Source organism: Curtobacterium sp. VKM Ac-2852, assembly GCF_013205045.1.
In the GTDB taxonomy this organism is placed as follows: Bacteria; Actinomycetota; Actinomycetes; order Actinomycetales; family Microbacteriaceae; genus Curtobacterium; species Curtobacterium flaccumfaciens.
Genome location: NZ_JABMLI010000001.1, coordinates 82,638 through 108,519 on the forward strand (window position 1 = coordinate 82,638; position 25,882 = coordinate 108,519).

Here is a 25,882-nt window from a genome sequence, read left to right on the forward strand (position 1 = left end):
GTGCCGGTGTGCGCGCTGTGCCGGTGTGCGCGCTGTGCCGGTGTGCGCGCTGTGCCGGTGTGCGCGCTGTGCCGGTGTGCGCGCTGTGCCGGTGAGCCACTTCGGGGGACGCCGCTGCTGCGTGTCGTGACGGGGGTGCGGCGTACCGTCGCGGACATGAGTGACGCAGACCGCGACCAGCAGCAGACCCCGGACGCACCGATCCAGGGCGAGACCCTCGGCGGCCCCCGACCCGACCCCTCCACCGACGCGAGCAAGGACCCCGAGCAGTGGGTCACCGGCGACGAGCCCATGACCGGACCGCAGCGCAGCTACCTCGACACCCTGGCCCGTGAAGCCGGCGAGGAACTCCCCGCCGACCTCACCAAGGCGCAGGCGTCGGAGCACATCGACCGCCTCCAGCAGCAGACCGGCCGCGGCGCCGATTCCTGAGAAGCAGTCCGCCCTTCGGCGGACCGCTGTCTGGGCATGCTCTGGGCATGTTCTGGCGAAGCGCGGTCAGTCCCCTGTTCGAGGACGATCGATGACGCGTCACCGGCTACCTTCGTGGCCATGCGAACGACATCGACCTCCATCGGCCTGACCGCGCTCCGCATCGTCCTCGGGGTGGTGTTCATCGCCCACGGCGCCCAGAAGTTCGCCCAGGGCATCCCCAACGTGGTGCAGGGCTTCTCGGGCATGGGCGTCCCCCTCGCCGAGGTCGCAGCACCCCTCGTCGCCGGCCTCGAGCTCGTCGGCGGCGTCCTGCTCGTGCTCGGCGTCGCGACCCGCGTCGTCGGCGTGCTGCTGGCCGTCGACATGGTCGTCGCCGGGTTCCTGGCCCACGGCACCGCCGGCTTCTACTCGCAGGACGGCGGGTTCGAGTACGTGCTCGTCCTCGCGGTGGCGTCGCTCGCCGTGGCGCTGACCGGGCCCGGACGGTTCTCGCTCGATGCCCTGGTGCTCAAGTCGTCGCGCCGTCGTCGTGGCGTCGAGGAGTCCCTGCCCGCCTGAGCCGCGCGCTTCGGCTCGTCCGGTGCGAGGTTCCGTCGCCCGTGCGAGCTCACGAGGCCCGCACCGGGAACGGAACCTCGCACCGTTCACGCGGCCCCTCGCACCGTGCGAGGGGCCGCGCGGCCGTTCAGCCCGCCAGCGCGTCCATGACCTGGCGGGCGATGCGCCGTCCGGCCCGGTTCGCACCGATCGTCGATGCCTGGGGGCCGTAGCCGGCCAGGAACAACCGCGGCTCCTCGGCTGACCGGCCGTCCTCGACCACCACCCCGCCCGCCGTGGTCCGCAGGTGCAGCGGCGCGAGGTGCCGCAGGTCGGCGCGGAACCCCGTCGCCCAGATCACCGCGTCGGCGTGTACGTGGGTGCCGTCTGCCGTCACCACTCCGGTCTCGTCCATCCGCGTGAACATCGGCTCGTCACGCAGCACGCCGCGGTCGATGCCGGCGCGGATCCGTCGCGACACCGGGACCCCGGTGCCGCTGACGATGCTCGGCAGGACCTCGCCGGCGCGGGCGGCCCGGTCCTGTTCGTCGACGGCGGCCACCGCGGACTCGACGTCGAGCGACGCGGTCCCGGCCCACACCATCGCGCGGCGGGTGAACCACCGCGTCGAACGGGCGACGCCGTCGAGTTCGAGCAGGAACCCGATCGCGCTCGTCCCACCACCCACCACCACGACGTCCTGGCGGGTGAACTCGGTGGCGCTGCGGTACTCGGTCGTGTCGACCTGCCGCCCGCGGAACACGTCGCGCCCCGGGTACCACGGCACGAACGGGGTGCCCCACGTGCCGGACGCGTTCACCACGACCTCGGCACGGATGCGCGTGACGGTGCCGTCGGCGCTCCGGGTCGTGACGCACAGGCCGCCGTCCGCCGGAGCGTCGCCCGCCACGCCGTCGTCGCCGTCGATGCGCGAGACGGAGGTCACCGAGACCGGGCGCCGGACCCGCAGGTCGTAGTGCTGTTCGAACCGCCGGTAGTACTCCCCGACGACGTCCCGCGCGGGTCGTGACCGGTCGGCGTCGTCGAACTCCAGGCCCATCGCGCGCATGCCGGGCAGGTCGTGCACACGGTGCGCCGCCCCGAGCCGCAGCGCCTCCCACCGGAACTGCCACGCCCCACCGGTGCTCGGCGCGCGGTCGAGGATCACCAGGTCGCTGCCGGGAACGAGTCCGAGGCGACGCAGGTGGTATCCCACCGAGAGCCCCGCCTGCCCCGCACCGATCACCACCACGCGGGCGTGCTGGTCGACCGGGGTCTCGAGGGGTTCCGTCATCACTTCGATTCTGCTGTGCGGGCCAGCCGTCGCGCGACGTCCAGATCGAGGTACATGGTAGAGTGATCGGCAGATTTCAAACCACGAACCGTCTGGTTCCCCGAGTGATCCTCCGTCATTCGCCAGGACCGGACCAGAGCCGAACGAGGGGGTCACGCATGGGGCGCGGCCGTCAGAAGGCGAAGCACACCAAGGTCGCCCGTGAGCTGAAGTACTTCAGCCCGCAGACGAACTACGGTGCGCTCGAGCAGGAGCTCTCCGCCGGACAACACTCCGACGAGAACTACGTCGACCGTTGGGCGGACCAGTACGGTCCGGAACCAGCGGAAGACGAAGACGAGTTCGAGACCCAGGCAGACCAGAACAAGTCCGCCTGACCTCTCTCGCAGTCACGCCGCGCAGCCCTCGGGCAGCGCGGCGTTTCCGCGTGCCCGGACAGCGGGCGCGCCCAGGCACCGAGTGCGGCCAGACACCCTCGGCGCGCCCGGGGCCCCGGCCTCGAGTGGTCACGACTCACCGCGTGCATGACGCCGAGTGGTCAAGAACCGTCGGTTGCAGGCCCGCCAAACGACGGTTCGTGACCACTCACGCACGCACCACGGCGAGTCCCGGCACACCCACGCCGGCGGCAGGGGCCACCCCGCACTCGCCACACTCCCGGTGCCACGCCCGTTGCCGCGCCGGAGTCCCGGCCTCGAGTGGTCACGACTCACCGCGTGCATGACGCCGAGTGGTCACCACGGCGGGTCCCGGGACACCCCACGCCGGAGGCAGGGGCCACCCCGCACTCGCCACACTCCCGGTGCCACACTCCCGGTGCCACGCCCCGTTGCCGCGCCCGAGTCCCGGCCTCGAGTGGTCACGACCCACCGCGTGCATGACGCCGAGTGGTCAAGAACCGTCGGTTGCAGGCCCGCCAAACGACGGTTCGTGACCACTCACCGCACGCACCACGGCACGGCACGGCACCGAGCGGGTCAGCCCGCGTAGCTCCCGACGAGCCGGACCGCGCCGCCGTCGACGCCCTTGGCACCCTGCTCGAACCCGGTCAGGTCCCGCGCGGACGTGGCGATCGTGCCGACGGGCCACGTGGGCATGCCGGCGGCACCGAGCGAGGCGATGACCTCGGCAGCGGCCCCGGCCGAGACGACGGCGAACATGCCGATGCCCAGGTTCCAGGTGCCCTCGGTGTCCTCGATCGGGGTGCCGGCCATGTCGGCCAGGACCCGGAAGACCGGGAGCGGCTGCCAGGTGGAACGGTCGACCTCGACCCAGGAGCCGACGGGCAGCACACGCGCCAGGTTCGCGGCGATGCCACCACCGGTCACGTGCGAGAGCGAGTGCACCGAGCCCGGGTGCTCCTCGAGCAGCGCCAGGAGCGGTGCGGTGTACAGGCGGGTCGGCTCGAGCAGGGCTTCGCCGACGGAGACCGCGCCGCCGAACCCGACGCCGCTCAGCTCGGGCAGCTGGTCCGTGAAGCCGACGCCCCGCGACGCCAGGATGTGCCGCACGAGCGAGTAGCCGTTCGAGTGCAGGCCCGACGACTCGATCGCCAGGACCACGTCGCCGTCCTGCACCAGGTGCGCTCCGAGCTGTGCGTCGGCCTCGACGACACCCGTCGCCGCACCGGCCACGTCGTAGTCGTCCGGGCCGAGCAGCCCCGGGTGCTCGGCGGTCTCGCCGCCGACCAGGGCGGTGCCGGTCTCCGAGCAGCCGCGGGCGATGCCGGCGACGATGTCGGCGATCCGGCCGGGCACGACGCGACCGCAGGCGATGTAGTCGGTCATGAACAGCGGCTTCGCGCCGACCACGACGATGTCGTCGACGACCATGCCGACCAGGTCCTGCCCGATGGTGTCGTGCTTGTCGATGGCCTGCGCGATGGCGACCTTGGTGCCGACGCCGTCGGTCGAGGTCGCGAGCAACGGGTGTGAGAAGTCCTTCAGGAACGAGACGTCGTAGAGCCCGGCGAACCCGCCGACGCCACCGAGGACCGAGGCGTTGTGGGTGGCCGCGACCGCGGACTTCATCAGTTCGACGGCCAGGTCACCGGCAGCGGTGTCCACTCCGGCTTCGGCGTACGGGTTGGGCATGCGGAGTCCTTCGCGGTGACATGGCAGACTTGTTCGGTACCCCCCGATTCTACGGTCTGGAGCACACCCGCGAATGTGCGGCATCGTCGGCCTTGTTGCGCAGGGCCCCGCCAACCAATCCATCTACGACGCACTGCTCCTCCTGCAGCACCGCGGGCAGGACTCGACGGGCATCGCCACGGTCGAGGGTCACGTGCACCACATGCACAAGACCCGCGGCCACGTGCGTGAGGCGTTCCGGACCCGCGACATGCGTGCCCTCCTCGGCACCATGGGGCTCGGACACGTCCGCTACGCCACCAAGGGCGCCGCGACGAACGAGGAAGAGGCCCAGCCGTTCTACGTGAACGCGCCGTACGGCATCGTCCTCGTCCACAACGGCAACCTCACCAACACGCGGGAACTCACGCGTGAACTGTTCGACATCGACCGTCGCCACCTGAACACGACGAGCGACACCGAGCTCCTGGTGAACGTGCTGGCGCACGAGCTGCAGGGCCAGGTCCGCGGCGCGAACCTCGACCCGGGTCAGGTCTTCGACGCCGTCGAGCGCGTGCACGAGCGTGTCGAGGGCTCCTACGCCACGATCGCGACCATCGCCGGGCACGGGCTGCTGGCCTTCCGCGACCCGTTCGGCATCCGCCCGCTGATCCTCGGCCACAAGTTCGACGAGGCCGGGCAGCCGGAGTGGGTCGTCGCGAGCGAGTCGCTCGTGCTCGAGTCCGGCGGGTACGAGATCGTCCGCGACATCGCTCCGGGCGAGGCCGTCTTCATCGAGATGAACGGCCAGATGCACGCCCGCCAGTGCGCGAAGAACCCGCGCCTGGTGCCGTGCTCGTTCGAGTACGTCTACCTGGCACGTCCCGACTCGGTGATGAACGGCATCTCGGTCTACGACGCGCGTCTGCGCCTCGGCAACCGTCTCGCCGACACCATCGAGCAGTACGCGCCGACCGGTGACATCGACGTGGTCATGCCGATCCCGGACTCGAGCCGTCCGGCGGCCATGCAGGTCGCCCGGAAGCTCGGCATCGAGTACCGCGAGGGCTTCTACAAGAACCGCTACGTCGGCCGCACCTTCATCATGCCGGGGCAGGCGGAGCGCAAGCGTTCGGTACGCCAGAAGCTCAACGCGATGTCGTCCGAGTTCAAGGGCAAGAACATCCTGATCGTCGACGACTCGATTGTCCGTGGCACCACGAGCCGCGAGATCGTCGAGATGGCCCGGGCCGCCGGCGCGAACGAGGTCACGTTCACGAGCGCCGCTCCTCCTGTCCGGTTCCCGCACGTCTACGGCATCAACATGCCGACGCGCGCGGAGCTCATCGCGCACGACCGGAAGATCCCGGAGATCAACCGCGTGCTCGGCAGCGACCACCTGATCTACCAGGAGGTCGGGGACATGCGCGACGCCATCATCGAGGGCTCCGACGTGACCGACCTCGAGATGAGCTGCTTCACGGGCGAGTACGTCACGGGCACCGTGAGCCCGGAGTACCTGTCCTGGGTCGAGGCCAACCAGCTCAGCTAGGTCGCGTCCGAGACGCGACCAGACGACGGACTGGAGGCCCGGTGCCAGCTGGCACCGGGCCTCCAGTCCGTTGATCGGGAGCGGCTACGGCCGCTGGTCACCGTGGTCGTCGAGCTCGCCGTCGACCGTCTCGGGCGGCAGTTCGACCTCGACGCGCTCCGCCGTCAGGCGGGCCGACCGCCGGGCGTAGACCCGGTCGAACACGACGGCGACGACCGCACCGATGAAGGCGCCGATCGTGACGCCCCACAGGCTGAAGTAGCCGACCAGGCTGCCGAAGCTGGTCTGGTCCCGCTGACCACCGAGGTTCATGGTGAGGGCGACCACGACGAGGGTCGCGAGGAATCCGAGCACGGCACCGCCGACGATGAACACGCCGAACTTCGGTGCACGGCGGATGGTGACCTCGTCGGGGCTGGCGACCGCGCTGGGAGCCGGCGCCGGCGTGGGGAGCGGCTGCTCGTCGGGTTGATCGGTGTTGCTCACCCGTCCATTGTCCCCCACTGTGGGACGTCCCGCGGCCTGTGCGCGGCGACCGATCCGGGAGAGGATGGTCGCTACTGGTCGGTATCCCAAGCGGAGGAGGTGTGTCAGATGCGTGAACGAACCGCACCCGCCCGCCGACGCCGACCGACCACCCCCGCCCGCGTGGCCTGGCCCGTCGCACAGCGCGTCGAGGAGGACCGCGCCGTCGCCGTCGTCGCCGAGCACCGGTGGAGCGTGGCGCTCGTCGGTGCCCCCGGCATCGGCAAGAGCACCGCCGCGGCGCGGGTCACCGACCGCGTCGCCGGTCGCGACGGCACCGGCCGCACCGTCGTCGTGCCGATCACGGCGGTCGCCGCGAGCCGGTCGATGCCCTTCGGCGCCGTCGCCGAGCGCTTCGGCGAGCTGCCGGCGTCCATCTCGGAACTGTCCGACGACACCGGTGCCGAACAGCGCCTCCGGGCGATCGAGGACCTCGTCGACCGCGACGTCCTGCTCCGCGTCGACGACGCCGACCACCTCGACGCGATCTCCGCGCGGTACGTCGCCTGGCTGGTCCGCCGGCAGGGAGCCAGGCTCGTCCTGACCTGCCGCGACTTCACGGCACTCCCCGAGCCGCTCCGCGCGCTGTGGCAGGACGACCTGCTCGAGCGCATCGACCTGCAGCCCCTGGCCCTGCACGAGACCGCGGCGCTCGTCGCCGAGGCACTGGGCTCGCCGCTCGAGAACGCCTCGGCCGAGCGCGTCCACCGCGCCACCGCCGGCAACCCGCTGTACCTGCGCGAGGTGGTCCGCGCGGCACGGGTCTCCGGCGCCCTCGACCACACCGCGACCGGGTGGTACTGGCGCGGGCGGGTGACCGCGTCGGACAGCCTCGCCGACATGTACCGCACGGAGCTCGGGTCGCTGCCGGAGGACCTGCGCGACGTCGTCGACATCGTCGCCCTCGCCGACCCGATCCCGCTCGCGCGCCTGCTCGGCCTGGTCAGCGGCGGGGACGTCGACCGCGTCGTCGCGCTCGGCCTGGTCCGCATCGACTCGCTCGAGGACGGCGCCGCGGTCGTCCGGCCGTCACACCCGCTCGTCGGCGAGGTCATCCGGACCCTGGTGCCGGTGGCCCGGCGCACGGCACTCTTCGCGCGCGCCAACGCGTTCCGCACCGACCGGCCCGAGGGTGCACCGCCCGCCGCACGGCTGCGTGCCGCGCTGTGGTCGCTCGAGTGCGGGGTCCTGCCGTCGGTCGACCAGCTGCTCGACGCGGCGCAGGTCGCCGTGCGGCTGCAGGAGCACGAGAGCGGGATCGCCCTGGCCTCGGCAGCGCTCCGCACGACGCTCACCCCCACCGAACAGGTCGCGGCGCACTGTCTCCGCTCGCTGGCGTACTCGTACTCGGACGGCCGTGAAGCCGGCCGCGCCGACGCCGAAGCCGCCTGGGGCGCGGCGAAGCGGCACGTCGGCGACGTCACCGACGAGGCCGTCATCGAAGCGTGCGAGACCCTGGCGAACATCCGCCAGTTCCACGACGACGACGTCACGGCGGCGGTCGCCCTGACCGATGCCGCCGCGCGCCTGGTGGTGTCCGACGAGGCGGTCGAACGGCTGCGGCTGCTCCGGATGGCGCACCAGGGCTGGGGCGGGGACTTCGCCGAGGTCCGGGCCGAGATCGAGCGCAGCGGCATCGTGGACGCCCCGACGATGCCGATGTCGTTCCTCGCCGTCGCACCCTGCGCCGTGATGGCGTTGGCGACCGCCGGCCGACTGGACGACGCGTCCGCGCTCGGCCACCGCGCCCTGGCCACCGCCGTGGCGCACGTCGAGGCGGCGCCCTGGAGCGTCGGCGAGAACTCCTCCGTCCTGCACCAGGTGCAGATGTGGCGCGGCGACCTGGACGACCTGATCATCGAGGTGCCGGCGGGCCGGTCCAGCCCCTACCTGAAGTACGACTTCACGCTCGAGCTCATCGGCCAGGGCAACCTGGCGATCGCGCAGCGCCGCTGGGACGACGCCGTCGCAGCGTTCTCGGCGGCGTGCGAACGGTACGACATCGCCGACCACGGCGGGTTCGCGGCCTACCCCTGGGCACGTCTGGCCCTGGCGCACGCCTACGCAGGACGCCCGGAAGCAGCCTCGGGTGCACTCGAACGGGCCCGGACCACCCCGCAGCGGGCGATGCGGATCACCGGCGAGCAGGTCGCCGTGTCGATCGCCTGGACCGAGGCCGTGCTCGGCAACCCGGCCGGGCTGCAGCACGCCGACGAGATCATCGAACGCAGCACGGCGAACGGCTCGTGGACGCACGTGATGTACGGGTACGCCCTGCACCACGCGGTCGGCATGTCGCAGGGGCGCGACTCGACCGGCTCGCTCGAGCGGATGCGCGACGCCGCCACCCGCGTCGACGGACCACTCGCCGCCGCCGTGATCGAGTACGCCGACGCCGTTCGTGCCGACGACCGCACGCGGGTGATCGCGGCGCAGGGCGTGCTCGCGGCGCACGGGGTCTCGGTGGCCGCCGGGCGCTCGAAGCCGCCGCTGACGAAGCGCGAGTACGAGGTCGCCGAGCTCGCCGCGCAGGGGCTGAGCAACCGGCGGATCGCGGAGTCCCTCGGGCTCTCGACGCGGACGATCGACGCGCACTTGTCCCGTGTCTTCGCGAAGTGGGACCTGCACGCGCGGTCGGAGCTCAGCGAGCTGCTCTGAGCTGCTCAGCGTTCGGCATCGGCTGTCGCACACGCAAGAACGTTGCGGATTGCAGCACGACGCGCCGCCACGATTGACACGTTGTGTGGAACATCGCGTACCTTGGTGCCTGTCGCCGGGTTCGGACCCGTTCGGGTCGGGTCCGAATCCCGGCGACTTCAAGCTTAGGAACCGGGTCGATGCGGGCGCATCGGTAGGCACTACCTAATTCGCGCGGGACTTCTCCGCCGGCGCCTTCGGCGTGGGTGGGTCTGGTTCCGGTGGGTCTGGTGCCGGCGGGTCTGGTGCCCGGGGGTCAGGCGCCGGGGGCGGGCAGCCGGACTGGCAGGAACGCCGTCAGGTCCGCACGCGATCCCGAGGCGCTGACGCGCGACTGCGCGACCGCCTCGGCCCAGGTCAGCTCGCCCGACGCGAGCGCCAGCCACGTGGTCGCGTCGGTCTCGACCACGTTCGGCGGCGTGCCGCGGGTGTGCCGCGGTCCGGGCACGGCCTGGACGGCGGCGAACGGTGGCACCCGCACCTCGACGCTGTTGCCCGGCACCTCGTCCGCCAGGCACTGCAACGTCCACCGCACCGCGGTCGCGACGGCCGGTCGGGCCGTCTCCCCACGACGTACCGCGGCGAGTGCCGCGCGTCCGTCGGCGTCCTCGATCCTCCTGGGTGGCATCTCCACAGGCTAGCCCTCGCATCGCGGGCGGCGAGTCGGGCTGGGTAGGGTGATCGGGTGCGAATCCTCGTCCTCGGTTCCGGTGCCCGCGAGCACGCGATCATCACGGCCCTCCTCGCTGAGCATGCGGGCCACGTCATCACGGCAGCGCCCGGCAACGCCGGCATCGCCGCTGACGTCGAGACCGTCTCCCTCGACCCCACCAACGGTGCGCTCGTCGCCGATTACGCGATCGAGAACGACGTCGAACTCGTCGTCGTGGGCCCCGAGGCCCCGCTCATCGCCGGCGTGGCCGACCCGGTGCGCACCCGCGGCATCCCGGTGTTCGGGCCGGGCAAGGCCGCCGCGCAGCTCGAGGGCTCGAAGGCGTTCGCCAAGCGGATCATGGGCGAGGCCGGTGTGCCCACCGGGCGTCCGGTCTACGCCGGCACGGCGGACGAAGCCGTCGCCGCGATCGACGAGCTCGGCGCCCCGTACGTGGTCAAGGCCGACGGGCTCGCCGCCGGCAAGGGCGTGCTCGTGACCGACGACCGCCAGGCTGCGATCGACCACGCCACCTACTGGCTCCAGCACGGACACGTCGTGGTCGAGGAGTTCCTCGACGGCGAAGAGGTCTCGTTGTTCTTCCTGAGCGACGGGCACGACGTCCGCGCGCTCAGCCCCGCGCAGGACTACAAGCGCCTGGCCGACGGCGACCTCGGACCGAACACGGGCGGCATGGGCGCGTACTCGCCGCTGCCGTGGCTCGCCGAGCGCTGGCCGTCCGAGCAGGCCTTCGTCGACGAGGTCACCGAGCTCGTCGCGCTGCCGACCGTCCGCCGCCTCGAGCACGAGGGCACGCCGTTCGTCGGGCTCCTGTACTGCGGCCTCATCGTCACCGAGCAGGGCGTCCGCGTGATCGAGTTCAACGCGCGCTTCGGCGACCCGGAGACGCAGGTCGTGCTCCCCCGCCTCGCCACGCCGCTCAGCGAACTCCTGCTGGCCGCCGCCACCGGGCAGCTCGGTGCCGTCCCCGCACCCGTGTTCCGCGACGAGGTCGCCGTCACCGTCGTCCTGGCGAGCGAGGGTTACCCGGAGAACCCGCAGACCGGTCGACCGATCACCGGCATCGACGACGCGAACGCCCGCGACGGCGTATCGGTCGCGCACGCCGCCACCGGCGTCCTCGACGACACGCTCGTGGCCACCGGTGGCCGGGTGCTCAGCGTCGTGGCAACCGGATCGGACTTCACCCAGGCCCGTGAGCGCGCCTACGCCGGACTCGGCGACATCACGCTCGACGGCGCGCAGTTCCGCACCGACATCGCCGCGAAGGTCGCGAAGTGACCGCCCCCGCGCCGATCGCCGGCTGGCGGCACGTCTCGTCCGGCAAGGTGCGCGAGCTCTACGTGCCCGAGGGCACCGCGGACCTGGCGAGCGCCTCCGAGCTGCTGCTCGTCGCCTCGGACCGGGTCAGCGCGTACGACTTCGCGCTCGAGCCACCGATCCCGGGCAAGGGCGAGCTGCTGACCCGCCTGTCGCGGTTCTGGTTCACCCAGCTGAGTGACGTCCCGAACCACATCATCGGCCCGTCCTCCGGTGGCACCCCGGTGCCCGCCGAGGTCGAGGCACGGTCGATGCACGTCATGCCGCTCACGATGTTCCCCGTCGAGTGCGTCGTGCGCGGGTACCTGGTCGGCAGCGGCTGGGCCGAGTACCGGGAGACCGGCAGCGTGTGCGGCGTCGCGCTCCCCGCCGGGCTGTCCAACGGTGACCGCCTGCCGGAACCGATCTACACGCCGGCGTACAAGGCGGCCCAGGGCGAGCACGACGAGAACATCTCGTACGAGCAGACCGTCGACCTGGTCGGTGCCGAGACCGCCGCCACCCTGCGCGAGCTCTCGCTGCACGTCTACACCGAGGCCGCGGCCATCGCCCTCGAGCGGGACGTCGTCATCGCGGACACCAAGTTCGAGTTCGGGCAGGACGCCACCGGCCGGATCCGCATCGCCGACGAGGTCCTGACGAGCGACTCCAGCCGCTACTGGGACGCCCGCTCCGCCGACCGCACCGACTCGTTCGACAAGCAGATCGTGCGGGACTGGCTCAGCGCGCACTGGGACCGCCAGGGCACGCCGCCGGTGCTCCCGGACGAGATCGTCGAGCGCACGGCTGCGCGCTACGCCGAGCTGATCGAGCGCCTCGGCGCCTGACGCCGCGCCCGGTCCGACGCGTAGCGCGGCTTGGCGTGGCGCGGCTTGGCGTGGCCCGAACGGTCACGACACCCCGCTCAGCTCCGTCGGGCGGTCACGAACCGTCGGCTGAGGCCCCGCCAACCGACGGTTCGCGACCACTCCGCGGCCCACGCACGACACGTCACGACCACCCGCCGCGCCAGTACCCGGGGCCACCCAAACGGTCACGACACCCCGCTCAGCTCCGTCGAACGGTCACGAACCGTCGGCCAAGGCCCCGCCAACCGACAGTTCGCGACCACCCGGCGGCCCACGCACGACACGTCACGACCGCCCGCCGCGCCAGTACCCGGTGCCACCCAAACGGTCACGACACCCCGCTCACGTCCGTCGAGCGGTCACGAACCGTCGGCCCAGCCCCCGCCAACCGACAGTTCGCGACCACCCGGCGGCCCACCCACGACACGTCACGACCACTCGACCGGCGACGACCGGCCACTCAACCGCCGACGAGCCGACGAGCCGGCGACAGCTCTCGACCGGTCAGGCCCCGAGCGCCCCGTGCGCCCCGTGCGCCTCGCGCGCCACCACGACGACGGTCAGGTCGTCGCCCGGGTCGTGCTCGGCGACGCGTGCGCGCACCCGCTGCAGGAACGTCTCGACGTCCGGGGACTCCCGGTAGAGCGACCCGAGCTCGGAAAGCGACGCGAGCGTGGAGTCCCAGAGCTCGAGCGCGCCGTCGGTCACGACGATGAGCACGTCACCGGGCCGGAGCACGAGCGACCCGGCGGCGCGGGGCATCCCGGCGGGGTGCAGCCCGATCGGCAGGTCCGACGACCGTAGGATCCGCTCGGCACCGTCGTCACGGAGCTGCAGCACGAGCCCGTGGCCGGCGTCGGCGAAGTCGAGGCGCCCGGTCGACGGGGTCAGCCGGCCGTGGAACATCGTCGCGAAGGACTCGGCGCGGCTGAGCTCCGGGGCGACCTGCGCCTCGAGCTCGGCAACGGCGGTGCCCGGGTCCTGGTCGCCGCGGGCGAGCAGGCCTCCGCGGATGTTCGCGGCGAGGAGCCCGGCGGACATCCCCTTGCCCATGACGTCCGACACGGTCAGGTGGATCGAGTCCTCGCCGGAGCGGTGCCAGTCGTGGAAGTCGCCGGAGACGAGCCCGTGCGGGATCGACATCCCCGTGATCCGGTACCCGGGCACCTGCACCGCGGCCGGCTGCAGGCCGTTGAGCACGGTGCGCAGTCGGTCCTCGTCGGCTCCGGCCAGGAGCTCGCGCTCCGCCCAGATGCCGAGTTCCTGCAGCAGTTCGAGCTCGTCGGGGTCAAGGGTGCGGGGCTCGGGATCGATCAGGCAGAGGGTGCCGATCTTCAGGTCGTCGTCGCCGGCCCGGAGCCCGACACCGGCGTAGAACCGGACGTTCGGGTCACCGAGCACCATCGGCAGGTCCGCGTACCGGGCGTCCTCGCGGGCATCGGGGACCACCACGGGGCCCTGCTCGCCCAGGGTGCGTCCGCAGAACGTGTCCTGCAGCGGGATGACCGGGCCGAAGGCGGCGTCGCTCTGCTGCGACTTGATCGTCAGCGTGGTCTCGCCAGCCAGGTTGAGGAACGAGCCGGAGACCCCGAGGGCCTCGCGTGCGATCCGGGTGATCCGTTCGAACCGTTCCTCGACGCCGCCGTCGACCACGTCGAGTGCCGCGATCAGGGCCGCTCGCCGGACGGCATCGGCCCCGGTCGGCGCGGGCACGGACATCGCGGTTTCCGGCTGCATGCTCCCACGGTAACGCGCTGAACGGACAGGGCCTGTCCCCAGTCCGGAGGGCGCAGGTGGTCGGGCGAGTCGGCGTACCCTGGTCGTCGTGCTCCGAGTCGTCCCCGCGACCGTCCTCGGCGTGGCCGCGCTCCTGGCCCTCGCCGGCTGTGGCGCCCACGACTCCACCGGCCAGGTGTCGGTCACGGTGTCGTCGAACGCCGCCGACCACCCCTACGAGGTCAAGGTGTTCGCCTCGACCGGCAAGCTCTCCGAGCACCAGCGGGTGTTCCCGGGCGGAACGGCCGACTTCGCGGGTGTTCCCCTCGGCCAGGTCACGGTCCGCGCCGGCGACCTCTGCCCGCAGACGACCAAGGTGTCCAACGGCACGGTCGCGACGGTCACCCTGACCACGACCGGCTGCTGACGCCGCCCGCCACCACGACCGGCTGCTGACGCCGCCCGCCACCACGACGGACCGCTGACCCAGCCCGTCGCCCCGACGGACCGCTGACCCAGCCCGTCACCCCGGCCGGCCGCTGACCCCGCCCGTCACCCCGACGACGGACCGCCGACCCCCTCCGCGACCAGGTGCTCGACCCGTGGCTCGCCCGCGACCTCGCGCACCGACTGCAGGGTCCGCGCGTCGTCCCCGGTCTGCCGGACCTCGTGCTGGTCGACGTGCTCCTGCCACGACCCCACCCGGAACGCCTCGACCCAGGCGTCCGGCCCGGACGCCTGGTCCCGGTACAGGTTCCAGTCACGGGCACCGGTCCGCCGACGGCTCCGCCCGAGCCGTTCGGCGCGCGCCCGGAACTCGTCGACCGCGTCCGCCGGGACCGTCCAGTGCAGCAGCACGAGGGTCTCCCCCGTCGCCGCACCGTGGTCGTCCGGAACGAACACCTCGTCGCCGAACGGCATCGGCGTCACTGCGCGCTGCCGGTCGGTGAGCACCGGGAACCCGGACACGAGCAGCAGCGCGGCGCTGAGCGCGGTGACGACACCCGCTCCGGCGAGCACCCCCGTCACCCCGAGCGGCGTGGCGACGGCACCGGCGAGCGCCGCACCGATCGCGGTGCAGCCGAAGAGCACGAGCTGGTAGGCGGCGAGTCCGCGGGTCCGGACCCAGGCGGGCAGGAACGCCTGCACGGTGCCGTTCAGCGTCGTCACCACGGCGATCCAGGCCACCCCGCCGACCAGCAGCGCGACGAGCACGACCGGCAGCACGGGGACGAGCGCGACGACCGCGGTGCAGACGCCGAACACCACCGAGGCGACCCCGACCGTGCGGCCGATGCCGAGCCGCGCACGGACCGCCGGCATCAGGAACGCCCCGCCGACCGACCCGGTGCCGACGGCGGCGAGCAGCAGTCCGTACCCACCGGAGGACAGGCCGAGCGGGCCGTCGGCGACGAGCGGCAGGAGTGCCCACAGCGCGTTCGCGGGCACCATGAAGACGGCGAGCTGCACGAGCAGCCGGCGGACGACCGCCGCGTGCAGGACGTACCGCAGCCCGGCGCGGGTGGCGTCGATGAACGGCTCGGCCCGCGTCTCGGGGCGCTGGTACCCGCGCCAGGCGACGAGCACCACCAGGAAGAGCGCGAACGACAGCGCGTTGGCGGCGAACACGAACGGCACGCCGAGCTGCGCGATCACCACCCCGGCGAGCGCCGGTCCGATCGCCCGGGCGACGTTGACGCCGACGGAGCTGAGCGCCGCGGCGTCGGTGATCGCGGCGCGCGGCACGATCTCGGGCACGAGCGCCTGGTACGCGGGCAGCTGGAGCGCCGAGGCGGTACCGAGCAGGAACGTGACCGTGAGCAGGAGCGCCGGGGTCATGTCACCGGTCGCGGTGAGCACGGTCATCACGACGCCGACGACCACCTGGAACGCCTGCACGCCGATGAGCAGCCGCCGCCGGTCGACGAACTCGCCGATCACCCCGGCGGGGATCCCGACGAGCAGCACCGGCAGGCTCGACGCGGTCTGCACGAGGGCGATGACGACGGGTGCGGCGTGCTCGTCGACGAGCAGCCACTGCGCGCCGACGGTCTGCATCCAGCTACCGATGTTGCTCACGAGCACCGCGATCCACAGGGCGCGGAAGACCGGGATCGCGAGCGGCGCCAGGGCGCCGCCGCGGGGTGCGGGGGTGGTGCGTTCCGTGGTCATGTCGCCTCCTGGGGTGGAACGGGGACATCCTGGAGGCGCGGTGCGCTTCGGGCGCACGCCGCGCCTCCAGGGGGGGGGTGCGTCAGGCGGCGGCGTCGGTCGCGCTGGTGGCGGCGACGGCGCGCTCGATGACGTCGGCGACGTCCTTCGGGTGGGTCTGCATGACGAGGTGCGGGGCGGCGAGCTCGGTCACGTCGGTGATGCCGGCGCGGGAGTAGCCGAAGCGCTCGACCTCGGGGTTGATGGTGTGGTCGTCGGACGAGACGATCGCCCACGCGGGGGTGGTCTTCCAGGCGGCGGCGGAGGCCGGTTCGCCGAAGGCGGCGCCCGACAGCGGGCGCTGCGAGACCGCCAGGACCTCGGCGACGCGCGGGTCCACCCCGGCGGCGAAGACCTGCGGGAACGCATCGATCGCGACGGAGACGTCGGTGCCGTCCTCGGCGCCGGCGACCGGGTACGGCGTGTACACCAGGTTCGCGGCGAGGTCGGAGTCGGGGAACCCGCCCTGCAGCTGCCCGAGGCTCTCGCCGACCTCGAGCACGTAGCCGGAGACGTAGACGAGTCCGACCACGTTCTCGGCCTCGCCGGCGACGGTGATCACGGCGCCGCCGTACGAGTGCCCGGCGATGACGACCGGCCCGTCGACGTGCTCGGCGACGGCGCGGATCGAGGCGGCGTCCTCGGCGAGGCTGCGGTTGTAGACCGGCGGGACGAGGACCGTGTGGCCGCGGTCGAGCAGCTCCCGGGTGACGGGCGCCCAGCTGGCGGAGTCGGCGAACGCGCCGTGGACGAGGACGATGGTGGGTGCAGCCATTGCGGGTCTCCTTCGTGACGCACGTCTGGGGTGGTGCGGGGACCGGGTGTCCCGGCGTCGTCACGCTAGGGCTGCGGGCGCTGCTCCGTCGTGTCCCTGTCGTTGCCCGTCACCCCCGACGACAGCGCGCGTCGGCGGCCCCGGGAGCGACGCGGGGTGCCCTCGGACGGCCGGACCCGCCGTGCCGGGGTCCCCCTGCGGGGCGGAGGCACGGCGACGGGGGCCCCGCCGGGGCCCCCTTCTCCACTGCCCGGCCGGTTAGCGTGATCGCATGGAACACGAGGACGGCACGACGACGACGTCGGCCCAGGACTTCGTGGACGCGCTCGCCGAACCGATCGTGGTCTTCGACCGGCACCTGGACGTGGTGGCGGCGAACCGGCTCGCCGGGGCCCTGTCCGCATCGCTCACGGTGGGCACGAACCTGGCGCGGTTCACCTTCCTGAACCCCTGGGTCGAGGACTCGGTCGACGGCTGGGAGGCCGAGGCGCACCGCACCGCCGCGATGCTCCGAGACTCGCTGGACGAGCACGAGGCCGACGACCGGTTCCAGGAGCTGCTGGGCGAGCTGATGGCCAGGAGCACGACGTTCGCGACCGAGTGGGCCGGCGGCGCGGTGCGGCCGGCCCGACGCGGGGAGTCGACGTTCGAGAACCCGCTGGTGGGCAGGATCGACCTGCGGTGGGAGCAGCTGCGTCGGCTGGAGGACCCCGAGCACGTGCTCGTGGTGTGGACGGCAGCGGACGAGGAGTCCGCCGCGCGGCTCACGACGCTCCGGGGACTGCTCGACGAGGACGCGTCGACCGCCTGACCGCGAGCGCAGCGACCGCTGCGACCGCTTCGCTACCCCACAGCGGTCTCGCCCGCGACCGGCTGCCGGCGGGCGGTGCCCTGCTGCACCTGCGCGGCGAGGTACGCGACGGCCGCTGCGGCGGGGGTGCCGGGGTCGGCCCAGAACGTCACGAGCACGTGCGAGCTGCCCGGGATCGCGAGGTTCTGCCAGCGGAACTCGACCCACCCGATCGGGTCGATCCAGTGCCGCGAGACCCCGGTGCGCTGCACGGCGACGTCGTGCCGCGCCCAGATGCGGGCGAAGTCCGGGTCCTGCAGGGTCAGGGTGCCGACGATCTCCTGCAGCCGGGGGTCCTCGGGTTCGGCGTGCAGCCTGAGCGCGGCGACGACCCGGTGCGCCGTGGGGTCCCAGTCGGCCGCGTGCTGCCGGGACGCCTCGGAGAACATCTGCAGGACGAGGTTCGCGCCCGGCTCCATGTACCCGGGGCCGAGGGCGCTCGCCAGGGCATTGGACAGGATGATGTCCTGGTTGCGGTCCATCACGAACGCCGGGGTGTGCGACCACTGCGCCAGCAGCGACCGGACCGAGTCGTCGAGCCCCGGCGGCACGACCCCCTCGGGGCGGCGGCGTTCGGCGTGTGCGAGGCGGCGCAGGTAGTCGACGGCCTCGTGGTCGAGCCGCAGTGCGCGGCCGAGCGCCACGAGCACCTGGTCGGACGGCTGGTGGTCACGGCCGCGTTCGAGCCGCAGGTAGTACTCGGGGCTGATGCCCGCGAGCCGTGCGACCTCTTCACGGCGCAGGCCGTCCACTCGTCGTCCGGGCTCGCGGGTGAGGCCGACGTCCTCGGGCTGGACGAGTGCCCGACGGGCGCGGAGGTACTGCCCCAGTTCGGACCGTCGCGCATCCACGCGAGCAGGATAGCCGGAATCCGCAAAGAACGCGAGAACTACCGTTCTCCGGGTGTGCCGACCCGCGCGATGGTCTGGTGCGGCTGCTCCCCGAACCGTTCCCGGTAGTGCGCCGCGAACCGCCCCAGGTGGGTGAACCGCCACCGCCGTGCGACCTGGCTGACGAGCAGCGCGCGGGAACCGGGCCGCCCCAGCTCCAGGTGCACCCGGTCGAGCCGGACCTCGCGCAGGTACTGCATGGGGGTGACGCCGAGACGTCGGCGGAACAGGTCCTGCAGCCCGCGCTCGCTCAGGTCACAGGCCGCTGCGACGTCCGCCACCGTCAGCGTCCGGTCGGCGTGGTCGTGCACGAAGCCGATCGCCCGTCGCATCCGGTCCGCGACGTCCGATCGCGACCGGGCGAAGGTCGACAGGACGACGGTCGCGATCCGCCGGTTCAGGGCCGCACGGTCGTCGGCGGACAGGCCGGGGTCGAGGATGCGCCCGGAGGCCTCGCGCAGCAGTGCCCGCAGCGGTTCGAGTGCGGGATCGGCCGCGTCCGGCTGCCCGAACACCGAGGACTCCCCCGTGTCGCCGAGCAGCGACGGCGACAGGTGCAGCAGCGTCGTGGCGGTCGCGTCGGTCTCGAACCCGTACGCGACGGACGCCGACAGCATCATCGGCCGCTCGGCGCCGACCTCCCAGTGCTCGCCGTCGTCGGCGGTCAGGCTGGCCCGGCCGTCGGCGAGCCAGAACACGACGTGGTCGGGCCGCGGACCGATCGTCCCCGACCGCTTGCCCGGTGTCGCGATCCGGTGGATCGACAGGTCGTCGTCCCCGCCGGTCTCGTAGCCGAAACCCTCGTCGTCCGCGGTCACGGCGTCGGGACCCGGTCCCACTCGTCGCCGTACCGGGACAGCACCGACCACCGCGAGACGGGCCAGGTGGTCACGAAGGCGCGTCCCACGACGTCGTCGACCGGCACGGTGCCGTGCACGCGCGAGTCGGCGGAGTCGTAGCGGTTGTCGCCCATCACCCAGATGCGCCCCTTCGGCACGGTGATCTCGAAGTCCTTCCCGGCGACACGGTCCGACCCGCGTTCGAGCACGACGTAGGGCTCGTCCACCGCGTGCCCGTTCACCGACAGGCGGCCCTGGGCGTCGCAGCACGACACCGTGTCACCCGGCAGGCCGATGACCCGCTTGATCAGGTCGTCGCCCTGGCCCATGCCGAGCCAGCCGCCCGGGTCCTGGAACACCACGACGTCACCGCGCTGCAGCGGCACCACCCCGGGCACGAGCTCGTTGACGAGCACCCGGTCCCCGACGAGCAGCGTGTTCTGCATCGAGGCCGAGGGGATGTAGAAGGAACGGACCAGGTACGCCTTCACCAGGAAGGACGCCAACAGCGCCACGACGACGATGATGACGAGGTCGCGCAGGAACCGCAGACCGCCGCGCTTCGGCTCGCTCTCGGGCGCGGGTTCGGCGTGGGGTCCGGCGTCGGCGTGCGTGTCGCTCAATGCGTCAGCACCACCTTGACGAGGCCGATCACGAAGGCCACCGCGGCCAGCACGATGCCGCCCCACAACCCGAGGAACGTGGGCTGCTTCCCGCTGAACCGCTGCATGAACACGCCCACCAGCCCAATGCGCACGACCAGGATCACCGTCGCCGCGATCTGTGCCCACTCCGCCGGCAGCCACCCGATCCAGGCAGCCGCGTAGAGGACCGCCGGGATCATGCCCGAGGTCGCGATCGGGTTGGCATTCCGGACGATCGTCGCGACCGAGTCGCGGCGGGCAGCGCGGTCCGCAGCGGACTCCTCGCCGTCGTCGCCGAGCCCGTGCGCGACCAGGTGCGCGAGCACGTGGGCCAGGTAGGTCAGCACCGCGGTCGCCAGGACGGTCGCCACCGCGGCTCCGTGGTGGATCTGCTCCGGGTTCACCGCGATCGCGACGGCGAGCACCGTGATGTTGCCGTAGATGTACGACGACATCCGGTCGCGGACGTGCTCGAGCGGCAGGTCGCGGGGGTCCGGGCGACCGCCGCGGGGTCCCCGCCCCGGTCGGGAGGGCCGTCGTGTGCGTGGCATCCGTCCATCTTGGCCCCCGTGGTCGGCCGTCCGCCGACAGGACACCGGATGCGATGGTCACACGGGTGGCCGATTCCGGCAGACTGGGTGCCGATCGGCGCGACGGAGCGCCGGACAGGAGGCACGCATGACGTCCGCACGACCACTCGCCCTGGTGACCGGGGTGGGCCGCAGAGCCGGCATCGGCGCAGCGCTCGCCACCCGCCTGGCGACCGACGGCTGGGACCTCGCCATCTCGTGGTGGGGACCCTACGACGACCGCGTGAGCGGCGGGGCGGACCCGGACGGGGTCGAGTCGGTGGTGCAGGAGTGCGAGGCGGCGGGAGCACGGGTGACGCGCCTCCCGGTCGATCTGGAGGACCCGGAGCAGGCGGCCGCGCTCGTGGGCCGCGCCGAGACGGAAGCCGGCGCCCCCGTCACCGCCCTCGTCATGTCGCACTGCGAGTCCGTCGACTCCGACTTCCGCACCACCACGGTCGAGTCGTGGGACCGCCACTTCGCCGTGAACGCCCGCGCACCGTTCCTGCTCGTGCAGGCCTACGCGGTCGGGCTCGAGCGCGCCGGGGACGCCGCTCCGCGCGACCGACGTCGGATCGTCGCGCTGACGAGCGACCACATCGCGTACAACCTGCCGTACGGGGCGTCGAAGGGCGCGCTCGACCGGATCGTGTTCGGCGCCGCGAAGGAGCTCGGCAGCCTCGGCGTCAGCGCCAATGTGGTTAACCCAGGCCCGAACGACACCGGCTGGATGTCCGACGAGGTCAAGGGGTGGGCTGTCGAGGGCACCCCGCTCGGCCGGCTCGGACGCCCGTCGGACACCGCGGCGCTCGTCGGGTTCCTCTGCTCGGAGCAGGGTGCGTGGGTGAACGGCCAGCTGCTGAAGTCGGACGGCGGGATCTCGAACAGCGCCTGACGCGGGCGGCCGGGCAGCCGGCGCCGAGTCTCGGAGTCAGCGACACTTCTCGTGACTGCGGGCGCGAGAAGTGTCGCTCAGCCCGAGTCTCGGCCGCCCCGCGGCGGACCGCGTCAGGCGCGACCGGGCGCAGTCACCTCGATGCGGTTCGCCCACGGGTCCTCGAACGCGACCGTCCGGCCGTCGTCGGCGGTCTGCACCCCGGTGTCGTGCATGCGTGCGACGAGGGCACCGAGGTCGTCCGACCCGGGCACCTCGATCCGCACGAGTCCCAGCCCGAGCGCGAGCTGGCGGCGCCCGGCGCCACGTGAGTTCCAGGTGTTCATCGCCATGTGGTGGTGGTAGCCGCCGGCGCTGACGAACAGGGCGTCGCCGAAGCCGGCGGTGGTCTCGAAGCCGAGCTTGTCGACGTAGAAGTCCTTCGCGCTGGCGACGTCGCCGACCGACAGGTGCACGTGGCCGACCCGACCCGGTGCGTTCGGCGCGGACTCCACCGCCTCGGCCGTCAGGTGCTCTTGCAGGAACGCGTTCGGGTCGACGTACTTCGTGTCCATGTCGACCATGCCGTGCGTCCACGACCACTCCGTGCGGTCACGGTCCCAGTACAGCTCGACGCCGTTGCCCTCGGGATCGGTGAAGTAGAACGCGTTGCTCACCAGGTGGTCGGCGCTGCCGGTGAAGGCCTGCGGGAACTTCGTCGCGACCGAGTACAGCGCGGCGGCCAGGTCGGCCCTCGTGTCGAACAGGATCGCGGTGTGGAACAGGCCGGCGTCGTGCGGGCCGGCGTGCTGCATGGACGGCGCGTGCTCGAGGATCACGATCGGCACCGCCAGGCCACCGGCGCCCGGTCGCCCGAGGACGGCGACGCCGCCCTCGTTCGAGAGCAGCGAGAGCTGGACGCCGTCGCGGTAGTAGCCGATCATCCGGTCGAGGTTCGCGACGCGGAGGGTGACGGCACCCATCCCGGTGTCGGCGGCGAGGAGGTCCTGCGTGTGCATGGCACCAGTGTGCGCCCATTTAGTTGACGCGTCAACCAAATGGGTGTCGGTCGCCTGCGCCAGAGCGACAGATCCACGCCGTCCCGGTGCGAGGTACCCGCCAAAGCGACAGATCGCTGCGAACAGTTCGCGGCGATCTGTCGCTTTGGCGCACGGGGGCGCGCAGCAGACGGGGCGCGCAGGCGACGGGAGGCCCGGTGCGCGTCCGCCCCGCCGGCCGCGGTCAGCGGGAGCGGAAGTAGCGGTGCAGCGCGCGCTCGCGGATCGCGGCCGCGGCGAGCGCCCCACCGAGCAGCGCGCCCACGAGCCCGAGGGACGCGATCGCGATCGCCTCGCGCACGATCGGCAGCGCATCGTCGACGTCGAGGCCACGCACCGACACCACCGCGACGCTCGTCGCGACCACCGCCCCGACCGATGCCCAGACCAGGTGCTGCAGGACGACGCCGAGGACCTGCGCGCTCCGCGGTACCCCGACGTGCTGATCGGAGGCCAGGACGAGCCGACGCCGTGCGACCGCTGCCCCGCCGATCGTCAGCCCCACGAGGACCGCTGCGCCGAACGGGACGAGTTCTGGCTGCTGCGCCGCGGGCGTGAAGACCGCGCCCAGCGTCGGGTTGAGCTGCCCGGCGGTCGGTCGGTCTTCACCCTCGGCCCCGCTCGCCGGCAGGACGGTGCGCCGGAGCATCGAGACCGTGTCGTCGCGCTGCGGCCACACCGTCGCCCAGCAGGCGTCGAACGGCGACCCGTCGTCCACCGTCGGCGCGAGGACCGCGTACTCCAGGTCGGGGTCCCGGCCGTCGTCGGGGTAGTCGTACACACCGTCGACTCCGGTGCCCGCACCGCCCGCCGTCACGAGGCGATCGCCGGCAGCAAGACCCAGGGTCTCGTGCACCGTGGGCGAGACGATCACTCCCGCGGTGCCGTCGGCATCGGAGCCGCCGAGCAGACCACGCACCCCGGCGGTCACCTCGTAGGTCGGGATCGCCGAGCCCGGCAGTGCGGCGGGGACGACCCCGACGTCGAGGCGCCGGAACGCACCAGACGCGATGACCCCTTCGGTGCCCACGAGCGCATCGCACACGCGGCCGTCGATCCGGCCCTCGGCCCGCTGGACGGTCGTCGCCGCACCGCTCGCGACGAACACCGCAGCCGCTCGGACGTCATCGGCGACCGCAGCTGCGCGCAGGCCCACGACACCGCTGAGCAGCACCGCGAGGACGACAGCGGACGTCGCTGCCCACGAGGCTCCGGAAGCGATGTCGCGCCACGCCTCCCGCCAGACCTCGGTCACCTGCATCCGGCGAGGGCTCATCGGTACCGCCCGAGGTCGAGCACTCCGTCGCAGGCGTCACGGGTGGCGTCGTCGTGCGTGGCGACGACGACGACCGTCCCCGACGCGGCGAGCGCACCGATCCCGCGGTTCACCTCGATCGCGGTCGCCCGGTCGAGTTGCGCCGTCGGCTCGTCGACCAGCATCAGACCCGGCCCGCTGGCGATGGCGCGCGCGAGCATCAGGCGTTGCGCCTCACCACCGGACAGTTCGGCGAACCGCGCGTGCGCCCGCGAACCGAGCCCGAAGCGCTCGAGGACCTCGAGCGCCCGGACGTCTGCGGTCCGACGATCCGCGCCCTGGGCGACGAACGGCAACGCGACGTGATCGAGCACGCGGCGGCGGGCCACCCCGTACGGGTTCTGGAAGACCCAGAGCGGCCGACAGCCCGGCGGACGGACGGCGGCACCGCGCGTCGGACAGAGCATCCCGGCGAGGATCGCGAGCAGCGTCGACTTGCCGGAACCGCTCGGCCCGACGACCGCGGTCACGGTCCCTTCGGCGAAGGTGCGGTCGACGCGGTCGAACAGCACGGTGCCGTTCGACCAGACGTGCCCGACGCCCTCGAGCGTCACCGACACGAGCTGGACCGGTCCGGCGCGGCACTGATCCGGTCGAGCGTTCGTCCGCCGGGCACCCGGACGAACGACTGCCCGAGTTCCGATCCGAGCACCTCGACCCGGAGTGACCGCCCCGTCGTCGGTTGCACGCATGCCTGCGCGCCCACGAGGTCCCAGAGGGCCGTCGGTGGCACCACCTGGACGGTTCGTGGGCGACTGAGCGTCCAGGTCGCGGCCACCGTCGGTGCGCCGTCCGCCGAAGCGACCGTCGCCGCGTACTCCGGCAGGGCGGTGAGAGCAGCGAGGTCCGTCGGCGCGGAGACCACCCCGGCGGTGTCGATCGGGACGTCGGCATTCCCGATCCGCAGCACGCGCTCCCCCGGCGCCGGATCGACCGGGAGCGCCTCGATGCGCGCACCGCGGAGTTCGGCCGGGAGTTCGACGAGGACACCATCGGCGCCGACCGCTGCCCCGACGACGGCCACGCACGCCAGGACCGAGTTCTCCGCGGCTGGCACCCATGCGAACGGGTCCCGCAGCACGACGTCGTCGGGCAGGTCGTCGCGGTCGACACCTCGGTCGACCAGGAACTGCTGCGCAGCGCGGAGCGTGCCCGGGCCGAGGACGCCGTCGATGCTCAATCCGGCACCGAGGCGCGCGAGTTCCCGCTGCAACCCCGTGACGTCAGCCCCGCGGTCGCCGAGCTCGAGGTCGCGCCACAGCGGCTCGTCACTGGCGAGCGCGATCACCGGCCGCCCGTCGACCTGCGCGAAGACGTCTCCGCTCCGCACGGGTGCCCCGGTCGAGCACGTCGACGTCGTCACCGTGCCGGTCCGCGACGTCACGACCGCCCGTGGGGCACCGATGTCAAGTGCGAGCTGCACCTGTCGTTCGTCGGCATCGGTGCGCTCGGTCACCCGGACGGTGCTCGCGGGGGCCGCCGTCCGGAGTGCCGCCGGGACCTCGGCCGGCACAACGACCACGATGGCGGCGGCCGTCGCCGCCGCGACCACCATCGCCCCGAGCGCCAGGAGCGCGGCAGACGGGAAGCGCATCACTGCCGCCAGAGGCCGAGGGGGTCCAGCCGACACTGTACGGCTGCGGGATCCCACGGCGAGAAGGAGAAGTTCCCGTCGTCGTTCTGATCACGCCAGTCACGTTCGGTGTACGTGTCGTCGACGAGTTTCGCAGCACGGAGGCACGCGACGGTGATCGTTGCCTCGTCCTGCTTCTCCGGGTTCCGCCGGACCTCGTTGAACAGGTAGGTCACGTCGCTGTCGAAGTCCTTCGCGCACTTCGACTTCGAATCGTTCACGGCCGTGGCGTCTTCAGCCTTCCGCCCGGGGAGCGGCGACGCTTCGGACGTGCCGTCCTCCGCTGTCCTGTAGTCGTAGCCGAGATCTCGCATGCATGCGCTCATGCGGGCCTGCGCATCTGCGACCTCCCGCGCCGAGATCGTTCCGTCCGAGAGGATCTGCCGCTGGTACGGGCTGGTGTCGGCGGCTGATTCCGCGAACTCATCCGCCCACGGCCCAGCGTCGGAGAAGCCTGACGGATCGACGACCCGGGGGGCAGCATCTGCGGAGGCGCAGCCAGCGAGTGCCGTGGCGGCGATCACCCCGACGACCGTTGCTCCCCGAAGCCTGCTC

General features: G+C 72.5%; 26 protein-coding genes. 10 read left to right on the forward strand and 16 right to left on the reverse strand.

Annotation, left to right across the window (positions count from 1 at the left end; genetic code table 11):
• Positions 1-156: 156 nt before the first annotated feature.
• Both HQQ79_RS00430 and HQQ79_RS00435 read left to right on the forward strand, forming a co-directional pair.
• Positions 157-432, forward strand: a complete 276-nt coding sequence (locus tag HQQ79_RS00430) for a DUF3072 domain-containing protein (protein ID WP_017886246.1) — start codon at positions 157-159, stop codon at positions 430-432.
• Positions 433-552: 120 nt separating this feature from the next.
• Entirely contained in the window at positions 553-993 is a 441-nt protein-coding gene (locus HQQ79_RS00435) for a DoxX family protein (RefSeq protein ID WP_173032131.1), read from the forward strand.
• A gap of 127 nt (positions 994-1,120) precedes the next feature.
• Here the strand turns inward: HQQ79_RS00435 and HQQ79_RS00440 are convergent, their stop codons facing one another.
• Positions 1,121-2,266, reverse strand: a complete 1,146-nt coding sequence (locus tag HQQ79_RS00440) for an NAD(P)-binding domain-containing protein (RefSeq protein WP_173032132.1) — start codon at positions 2,264-2,266, stop codon at positions 1,121-1,123.
• Positions 2,267-2,424: 158 nt separating this feature from the next.
• Between HQQ79_RS00440 and HQQ79_RS00445 the strand changes: the two genes are divergently transcribed.
• The gene (locus tag HQQ79_RS00445; protein ID WP_017886249.1) at positions 2,425-2,643 is read left to right on the forward strand and encodes a DUF3073 domain-containing protein; all 219 of its coding nucleotides are present in this window, start codon (positions 2,425-2,427) and stop codon (positions 2,641-2,643) included.
• Positions 2,644-3,243: 600 nt separating this feature from the next.
• On the opposite strand, the gene purM is transcribed toward HQQ79_RS00445, so the two are convergent.
• A complete protein-coding gene (gene purM / locus HQQ79_RS00450) occupies positions 3,244-4,359 on the reverse strand; it encodes a phosphoribosylformylglycinamidine cyclo-ligase (protein ID WP_173032133.1) in 1,116 nt (371 codons plus the stop codon).
• 73 nt (positions 4,360-4,432) lie between these two features.
• Here purM and purF point away from each other — a divergent pair, with 73 nt between their 5' ends.
• On the forward strand, positions 4,433-5,890 hold the full coding sequence (purF, locus tag HQQ79_RS00455) for an amidophosphoribosyltransferase (RefSeq protein ID WP_027465037.1): 1,458 nt from the start codon (positions 4,433-4,435) through the stop codon (positions 5,888-5,890).
• Positions 5,891-5,974: 84 nt separating this feature from the next.
• Here the strand turns inward: purF and HQQ79_RS00460 are convergent, their stop codons facing one another.
• The gene (locus HQQ79_RS00460; protein WP_051596625.1) at positions 5,975-6,376 is read right to left on the reverse strand and encodes a hypothetical protein; all 402 of its coding nucleotides are present in this window, start codon (positions 6,374-6,376) and stop codon (positions 5,975-5,977) included.
• 108 nt (positions 6,377-6,484) lie between these two features.
• Between HQQ79_RS00460 and HQQ79_RS00465 the strand changes: the two genes are divergently transcribed.
• Complete coding sequence (locus HQQ79_RS00465) at positions 6,485-9,073, forward strand: LuxR C-terminal-related transcriptional regulator (protein ID WP_173032134.1); 2,589 nt, start codon at positions 6,485-6,487, stop codon at positions 9,071-9,073.
• Between the two features lie 295 nt (positions 9,074-9,368).
• Here the strand turns inward: HQQ79_RS00465 and HQQ79_RS00470 are convergent, their stop codons facing one another.
• On the reverse strand, positions 9,369-9,740 hold the full coding sequence (locus tag HQQ79_RS00470) for a sterol carrier family protein (RefSeq protein WP_071248502.1): 372 nt from the start codon (positions 9,738-9,740) through the stop codon (positions 9,369-9,371).
• A gap of 57 nt (positions 9,741-9,797) precedes the next feature.
• On the opposite strand from HQQ79_RS00470, the gene purD reads away from it, so the two are divergent.
• Entirely contained in the window at positions 9,798-11,066 is a 1,269-nt protein-coding gene (gene purD / locus HQQ79_RS00475) for a phosphoribosylamine--glycine ligase (RefSeq protein ID WP_173032135.1), read from the forward strand.
• The gene (locus HQQ79_RS00480) at positions 11,063-11,932 is read left to right on the forward strand and encodes a phosphoribosylaminoimidazolesuccinocarboxamide synthase (RefSeq protein ID WP_173032136.1); all 870 of its coding nucleotides are present in this window, start codon (positions 11,063-11,065) and stop codon (positions 11,930-11,932) included. The genes purD and HQQ79_RS00480 overlap by 4 nt, the downstream gene beginning before the upstream one ends.
• Positions 11,933-12,457: 525 nt before the next feature.
• On the opposite strand, the gene HQQ79_RS00485 is transcribed toward HQQ79_RS00480, so the two are convergent.
• Complete coding sequence (locus tag HQQ79_RS00485; protein WP_173032137.1) at positions 12,458-13,690, reverse strand: PP2C family protein-serine/threonine phosphatase; 1,233 nt, start codon at positions 13,688-13,690, stop codon at positions 12,458-12,460.
• A gap of 88 nt (positions 13,691-13,778) precedes the next feature.
• On the opposite strand from HQQ79_RS00485, the gene HQQ79_RS00490 reads away from it, so the two are divergent.
• Positions 13,779-14,096, forward strand: coding sequence for a hypothetical protein (locus tag HQQ79_RS00490; RefSeq protein ID WP_173032138.1), 318 nt, complete (start codon positions 13,779-13,781; stop codon positions 14,094-14,096).
• Between the two features lie 125 nt (positions 14,097-14,221).
• Here HQQ79_RS00490 and HQQ79_RS00495 read toward each other — a convergent pair whose 3' ends face one another.
• Entirely contained in the window at positions 14,222-15,841 is a 1,620-nt protein-coding gene (locus HQQ79_RS00495) for an MFS transporter (RefSeq protein ID WP_173032139.1), read from the reverse strand.
• Positions 15,842-15,923: 82 nt separating this feature from the next.
• A complete protein-coding gene (locus HQQ79_RS00500) occupies positions 15,924-16,655 on the reverse strand; it encodes an alpha/beta fold hydrolase (protein WP_173032140.1) in 732 nt (243 codons plus the stop codon).
• A 271-nt stretch (positions 16,656-16,926) separates the two neighbouring features.
• Between HQQ79_RS00500 and HQQ79_RS00505 the strand changes: the two genes are divergently transcribed.
• Positions 16,927-17,466 carry a hypothetical protein gene (locus HQQ79_RS00505; protein WP_173032141.1) on the forward strand — a complete coding sequence of 180 codons (540 nt, stop codon included), beginning with the start codon at positions 16,927-16,929 and terminating at the stop codon, positions 17,464-17,466.
• A gap of 32 nt (positions 17,467-17,498) precedes the next feature.
• Here HQQ79_RS00505 and HQQ79_RS00510 read toward each other — a convergent pair whose 3' ends face one another.
• Genes HQQ79_RS00510 through HQQ79_RS00525 form a run of 4 tightly spaced genes read right to left on the reverse strand, consistent with a single transcriptional unit; the run spans position 17,499 to position 20,429 of the window.
• Complete coding sequence (locus HQQ79_RS00510; RefSeq protein WP_173032142.1) at positions 17,499-18,356, reverse strand: helix-turn-helix domain-containing protein; 858 nt, start codon at positions 18,354-18,356, stop codon at positions 17,499-17,501.
• A 38-nt stretch (positions 18,357-18,394) separates the two neighbouring features.
• Positions 18,395-19,234 carry a helix-turn-helix transcriptional regulator gene (locus HQQ79_RS19050; protein WP_216852135.1) on the reverse strand — a complete coding sequence of 280 codons (840 nt, stop codon included), beginning with the start codon at positions 19,232-19,234 and terminating at the stop codon, positions 18,395-18,397.
• Entirely contained in the window at positions 19,210-19,857 is a 648-nt protein-coding gene (gene lepB, locus HQQ79_RS00520; RefSeq protein WP_173032144.1) for a signal peptidase I, read from the reverse strand. Before lepB ends, HQQ79_RS19050 begins: the two co-directional genes overlap by 25 nt.
• Positions 19,854-20,429, reverse strand: a complete 576-nt coding sequence (locus HQQ79_RS00525) for a hypothetical protein (protein ID WP_173032145.1) — start codon at positions 20,427-20,429, stop codon at positions 19,854-19,856. The genes lepB and HQQ79_RS00525 overlap by 4 nt, the downstream gene beginning before the upstream one ends.
• 127 nt (positions 20,430-20,556) lie before the next feature.
• On the opposite strand from HQQ79_RS00525, the gene HQQ79_RS00530 reads away from it, so the two are divergent.
• Positions 20,557-21,342, forward strand: a complete 786-nt coding sequence (locus HQQ79_RS00530) for an SDR family oxidoreductase (protein WP_173032146.1) — start codon at positions 20,557-20,559, stop codon at positions 21,340-21,342.
• A gap of 113 nt (positions 21,343-21,455) precedes the next feature.
• On the opposite strand, the gene HQQ79_RS00535 is transcribed toward HQQ79_RS00530, so the two are convergent.
• The 5 genes from HQQ79_RS00535 to HQQ79_RS00555 form a co-directional block, all read right to left on the reverse strand.
• Positions 21,456-22,340, reverse strand: coding sequence for a VOC family protein (locus HQQ79_RS00535; protein WP_216852136.1), 885 nt, complete (start codon positions 22,338-22,340; stop codon positions 21,456-21,458).
• Between the two features lie 223 nt (positions 22,341-22,563).
• Positions 22,564-23,655 carry a hypothetical protein gene (locus tag HQQ79_RS00540; RefSeq protein ID WP_173032147.1) on the reverse strand — a complete coding sequence of 364 codons (1,092 nt, stop codon included), beginning with the start codon at positions 23,653-23,655 and terminating at the stop codon, positions 22,564-22,566.
• Positions 23,652-24,254, reverse strand: coding sequence for an ATP-binding cassette domain-containing protein (locus HQQ79_RS00545; protein ID WP_173032148.1), 603 nt, complete (start codon positions 24,252-24,254; stop codon positions 23,652-23,654). The genes HQQ79_RS00540 and HQQ79_RS00545 overlap by 4 nt, the downstream gene beginning before the upstream one ends.
• A complete protein-coding gene (locus tag HQQ79_RS00550) occupies positions 24,245-25,288 on the reverse strand; it encodes a peptidoglycan-binding protein (RefSeq protein WP_173032149.1) in 1,044 nt (347 codons plus the stop codon). Before HQQ79_RS00550 ends, HQQ79_RS00545 begins: the two co-directional genes overlap by 10 nt.
• The gene (locus HQQ79_RS00555) at positions 25,288-25,851 is read right to left on the reverse strand and encodes a hypothetical protein (protein ID WP_173032150.1); all 564 of its coding nucleotides are present in this window, start codon (positions 25,849-25,851) and stop codon (positions 25,288-25,290) included. Before HQQ79_RS00555 ends, HQQ79_RS00550 begins: the two co-directional genes overlap by 1 nt.
• Between the last annotated feature and the right edge of the window lie 31 nt (positions 25,852-25,882).

Excerpts from the sequence above, each read along its gene's own strand:
- HQQ79_RS00470 (WP_071248502.1), bottom strand. The coding sequence starts at position 9,740 with ATGCCACCCAGGAGGATCGAGGACGCCGACGGACGCGCGGCACTCGCC.
- HQQ79_RS00540 (WP_173032147.1), bottom strand. The coding sequence starts at position 23,655 with ATGAGCCCTCGCCGGATGCAGGTGACCGAGGTCTGGCGGGAGGCGTGG.
- HQQ79_RS00465 (WP_173032134.1), top strand. The coding sequence starts at position 6,485 with ATGCGTGAACGAACCGCACCCGCCCGCCGACGCCGACCGACCACCCCC.
- HQQ79_RS00445 (WP_017886249.1), top strand. The coding sequence starts at position 2,425 with ATGGGGCGCGGCCGTCAGAAGGCGAAGCACACCAAGGTCGCCCGTGAG.
- HQQ79_RS00485 (WP_173032137.1), bottom strand. The coding sequence starts at position 13,690 with ATGCAGCCGGAAACCGCGATGTCCGTGCCCGCGCCGACCGGGGCCGAT.
- HQQ79_RS00495 (WP_173032139.1), bottom strand. The coding sequence starts at position 15,841 with ATGACCACGGAACGCACCACCCCCGCACCCCGCGGCGGCGCCCTGGCG.
- HQQ79_RS00550 (WP_173032149.1), bottom strand. The coding sequence starts at position 25,288 with ATGCGCTTCCCGTCTGCCGCGCTCCTGGCGCTCGGGGCGATGGTGGTC.
- HQQ79_RS00440 (WP_173032132.1), bottom strand. The coding sequence starts at position 2,266 with ATGACGGAACCCCTCGAGACCCCGGTCGACCAGCACGCCCGCGTGGTG.
- purM (WP_173032133.1), bottom strand. The coding sequence starts at position 4,359 with ATGCCCAACCCGTACGCCGAAGCCGGAGTGGACACCGCTGCCGGTGAC.
- HQQ79_RS00430 (WP_017886246.1), top strand. The coding sequence starts at position 157 with ATGAGTGACGCAGACCGCGACCAGCAGCAGACCCCGGACGCACCGATC.
- HQQ79_RS00530 (WP_173032146.1), top strand. The coding sequence starts at position 20,557 with ATGACGTCCGCACGACCACTCGCCCTGGTGACCGGGGTGGGCCGCAGA.
- purF (WP_027465037.1), top strand. The coding sequence starts at position 4,433 with ATGTGCGGCATCGTCGGCCTTGTTGCGCAGGGCCCCGCCAACCAATCC.
- HQQ79_RS00500 (WP_173032140.1), bottom strand. The coding sequence starts at position 16,655 with ATGGCTGCACCCACCATCGTCCTCGTCCACGGCGCGTTCGCCGACTCC.
- HQQ79_RS00435 (WP_173032131.1), top strand. The coding sequence starts at position 553 with ATGCGAACGACATCGACCTCCATCGGCCTGACCGCGCTCCGCATCGTC.
- HQQ79_RS00535 (WP_216852136.1), bottom strand. The coding sequence starts at position 22,340 with ATGCACACGCAGGACCTCCTCGCCGCCGACACCGGGATGGGTGCCGTC.
- HQQ79_RS00525 (WP_173032145.1), bottom strand. The coding sequence starts at position 20,429 with ATGCCACGCACACGACGGCCCTCCCGACCGGGGCGGGGACCCCGCGGC.
- HQQ79_RS00505 (WP_173032141.1), top strand. The coding sequence starts at position 16,927 with ATGGAACACGAGGACGGCACGACGACGACGTCGGCCCAGGACTTCGTG.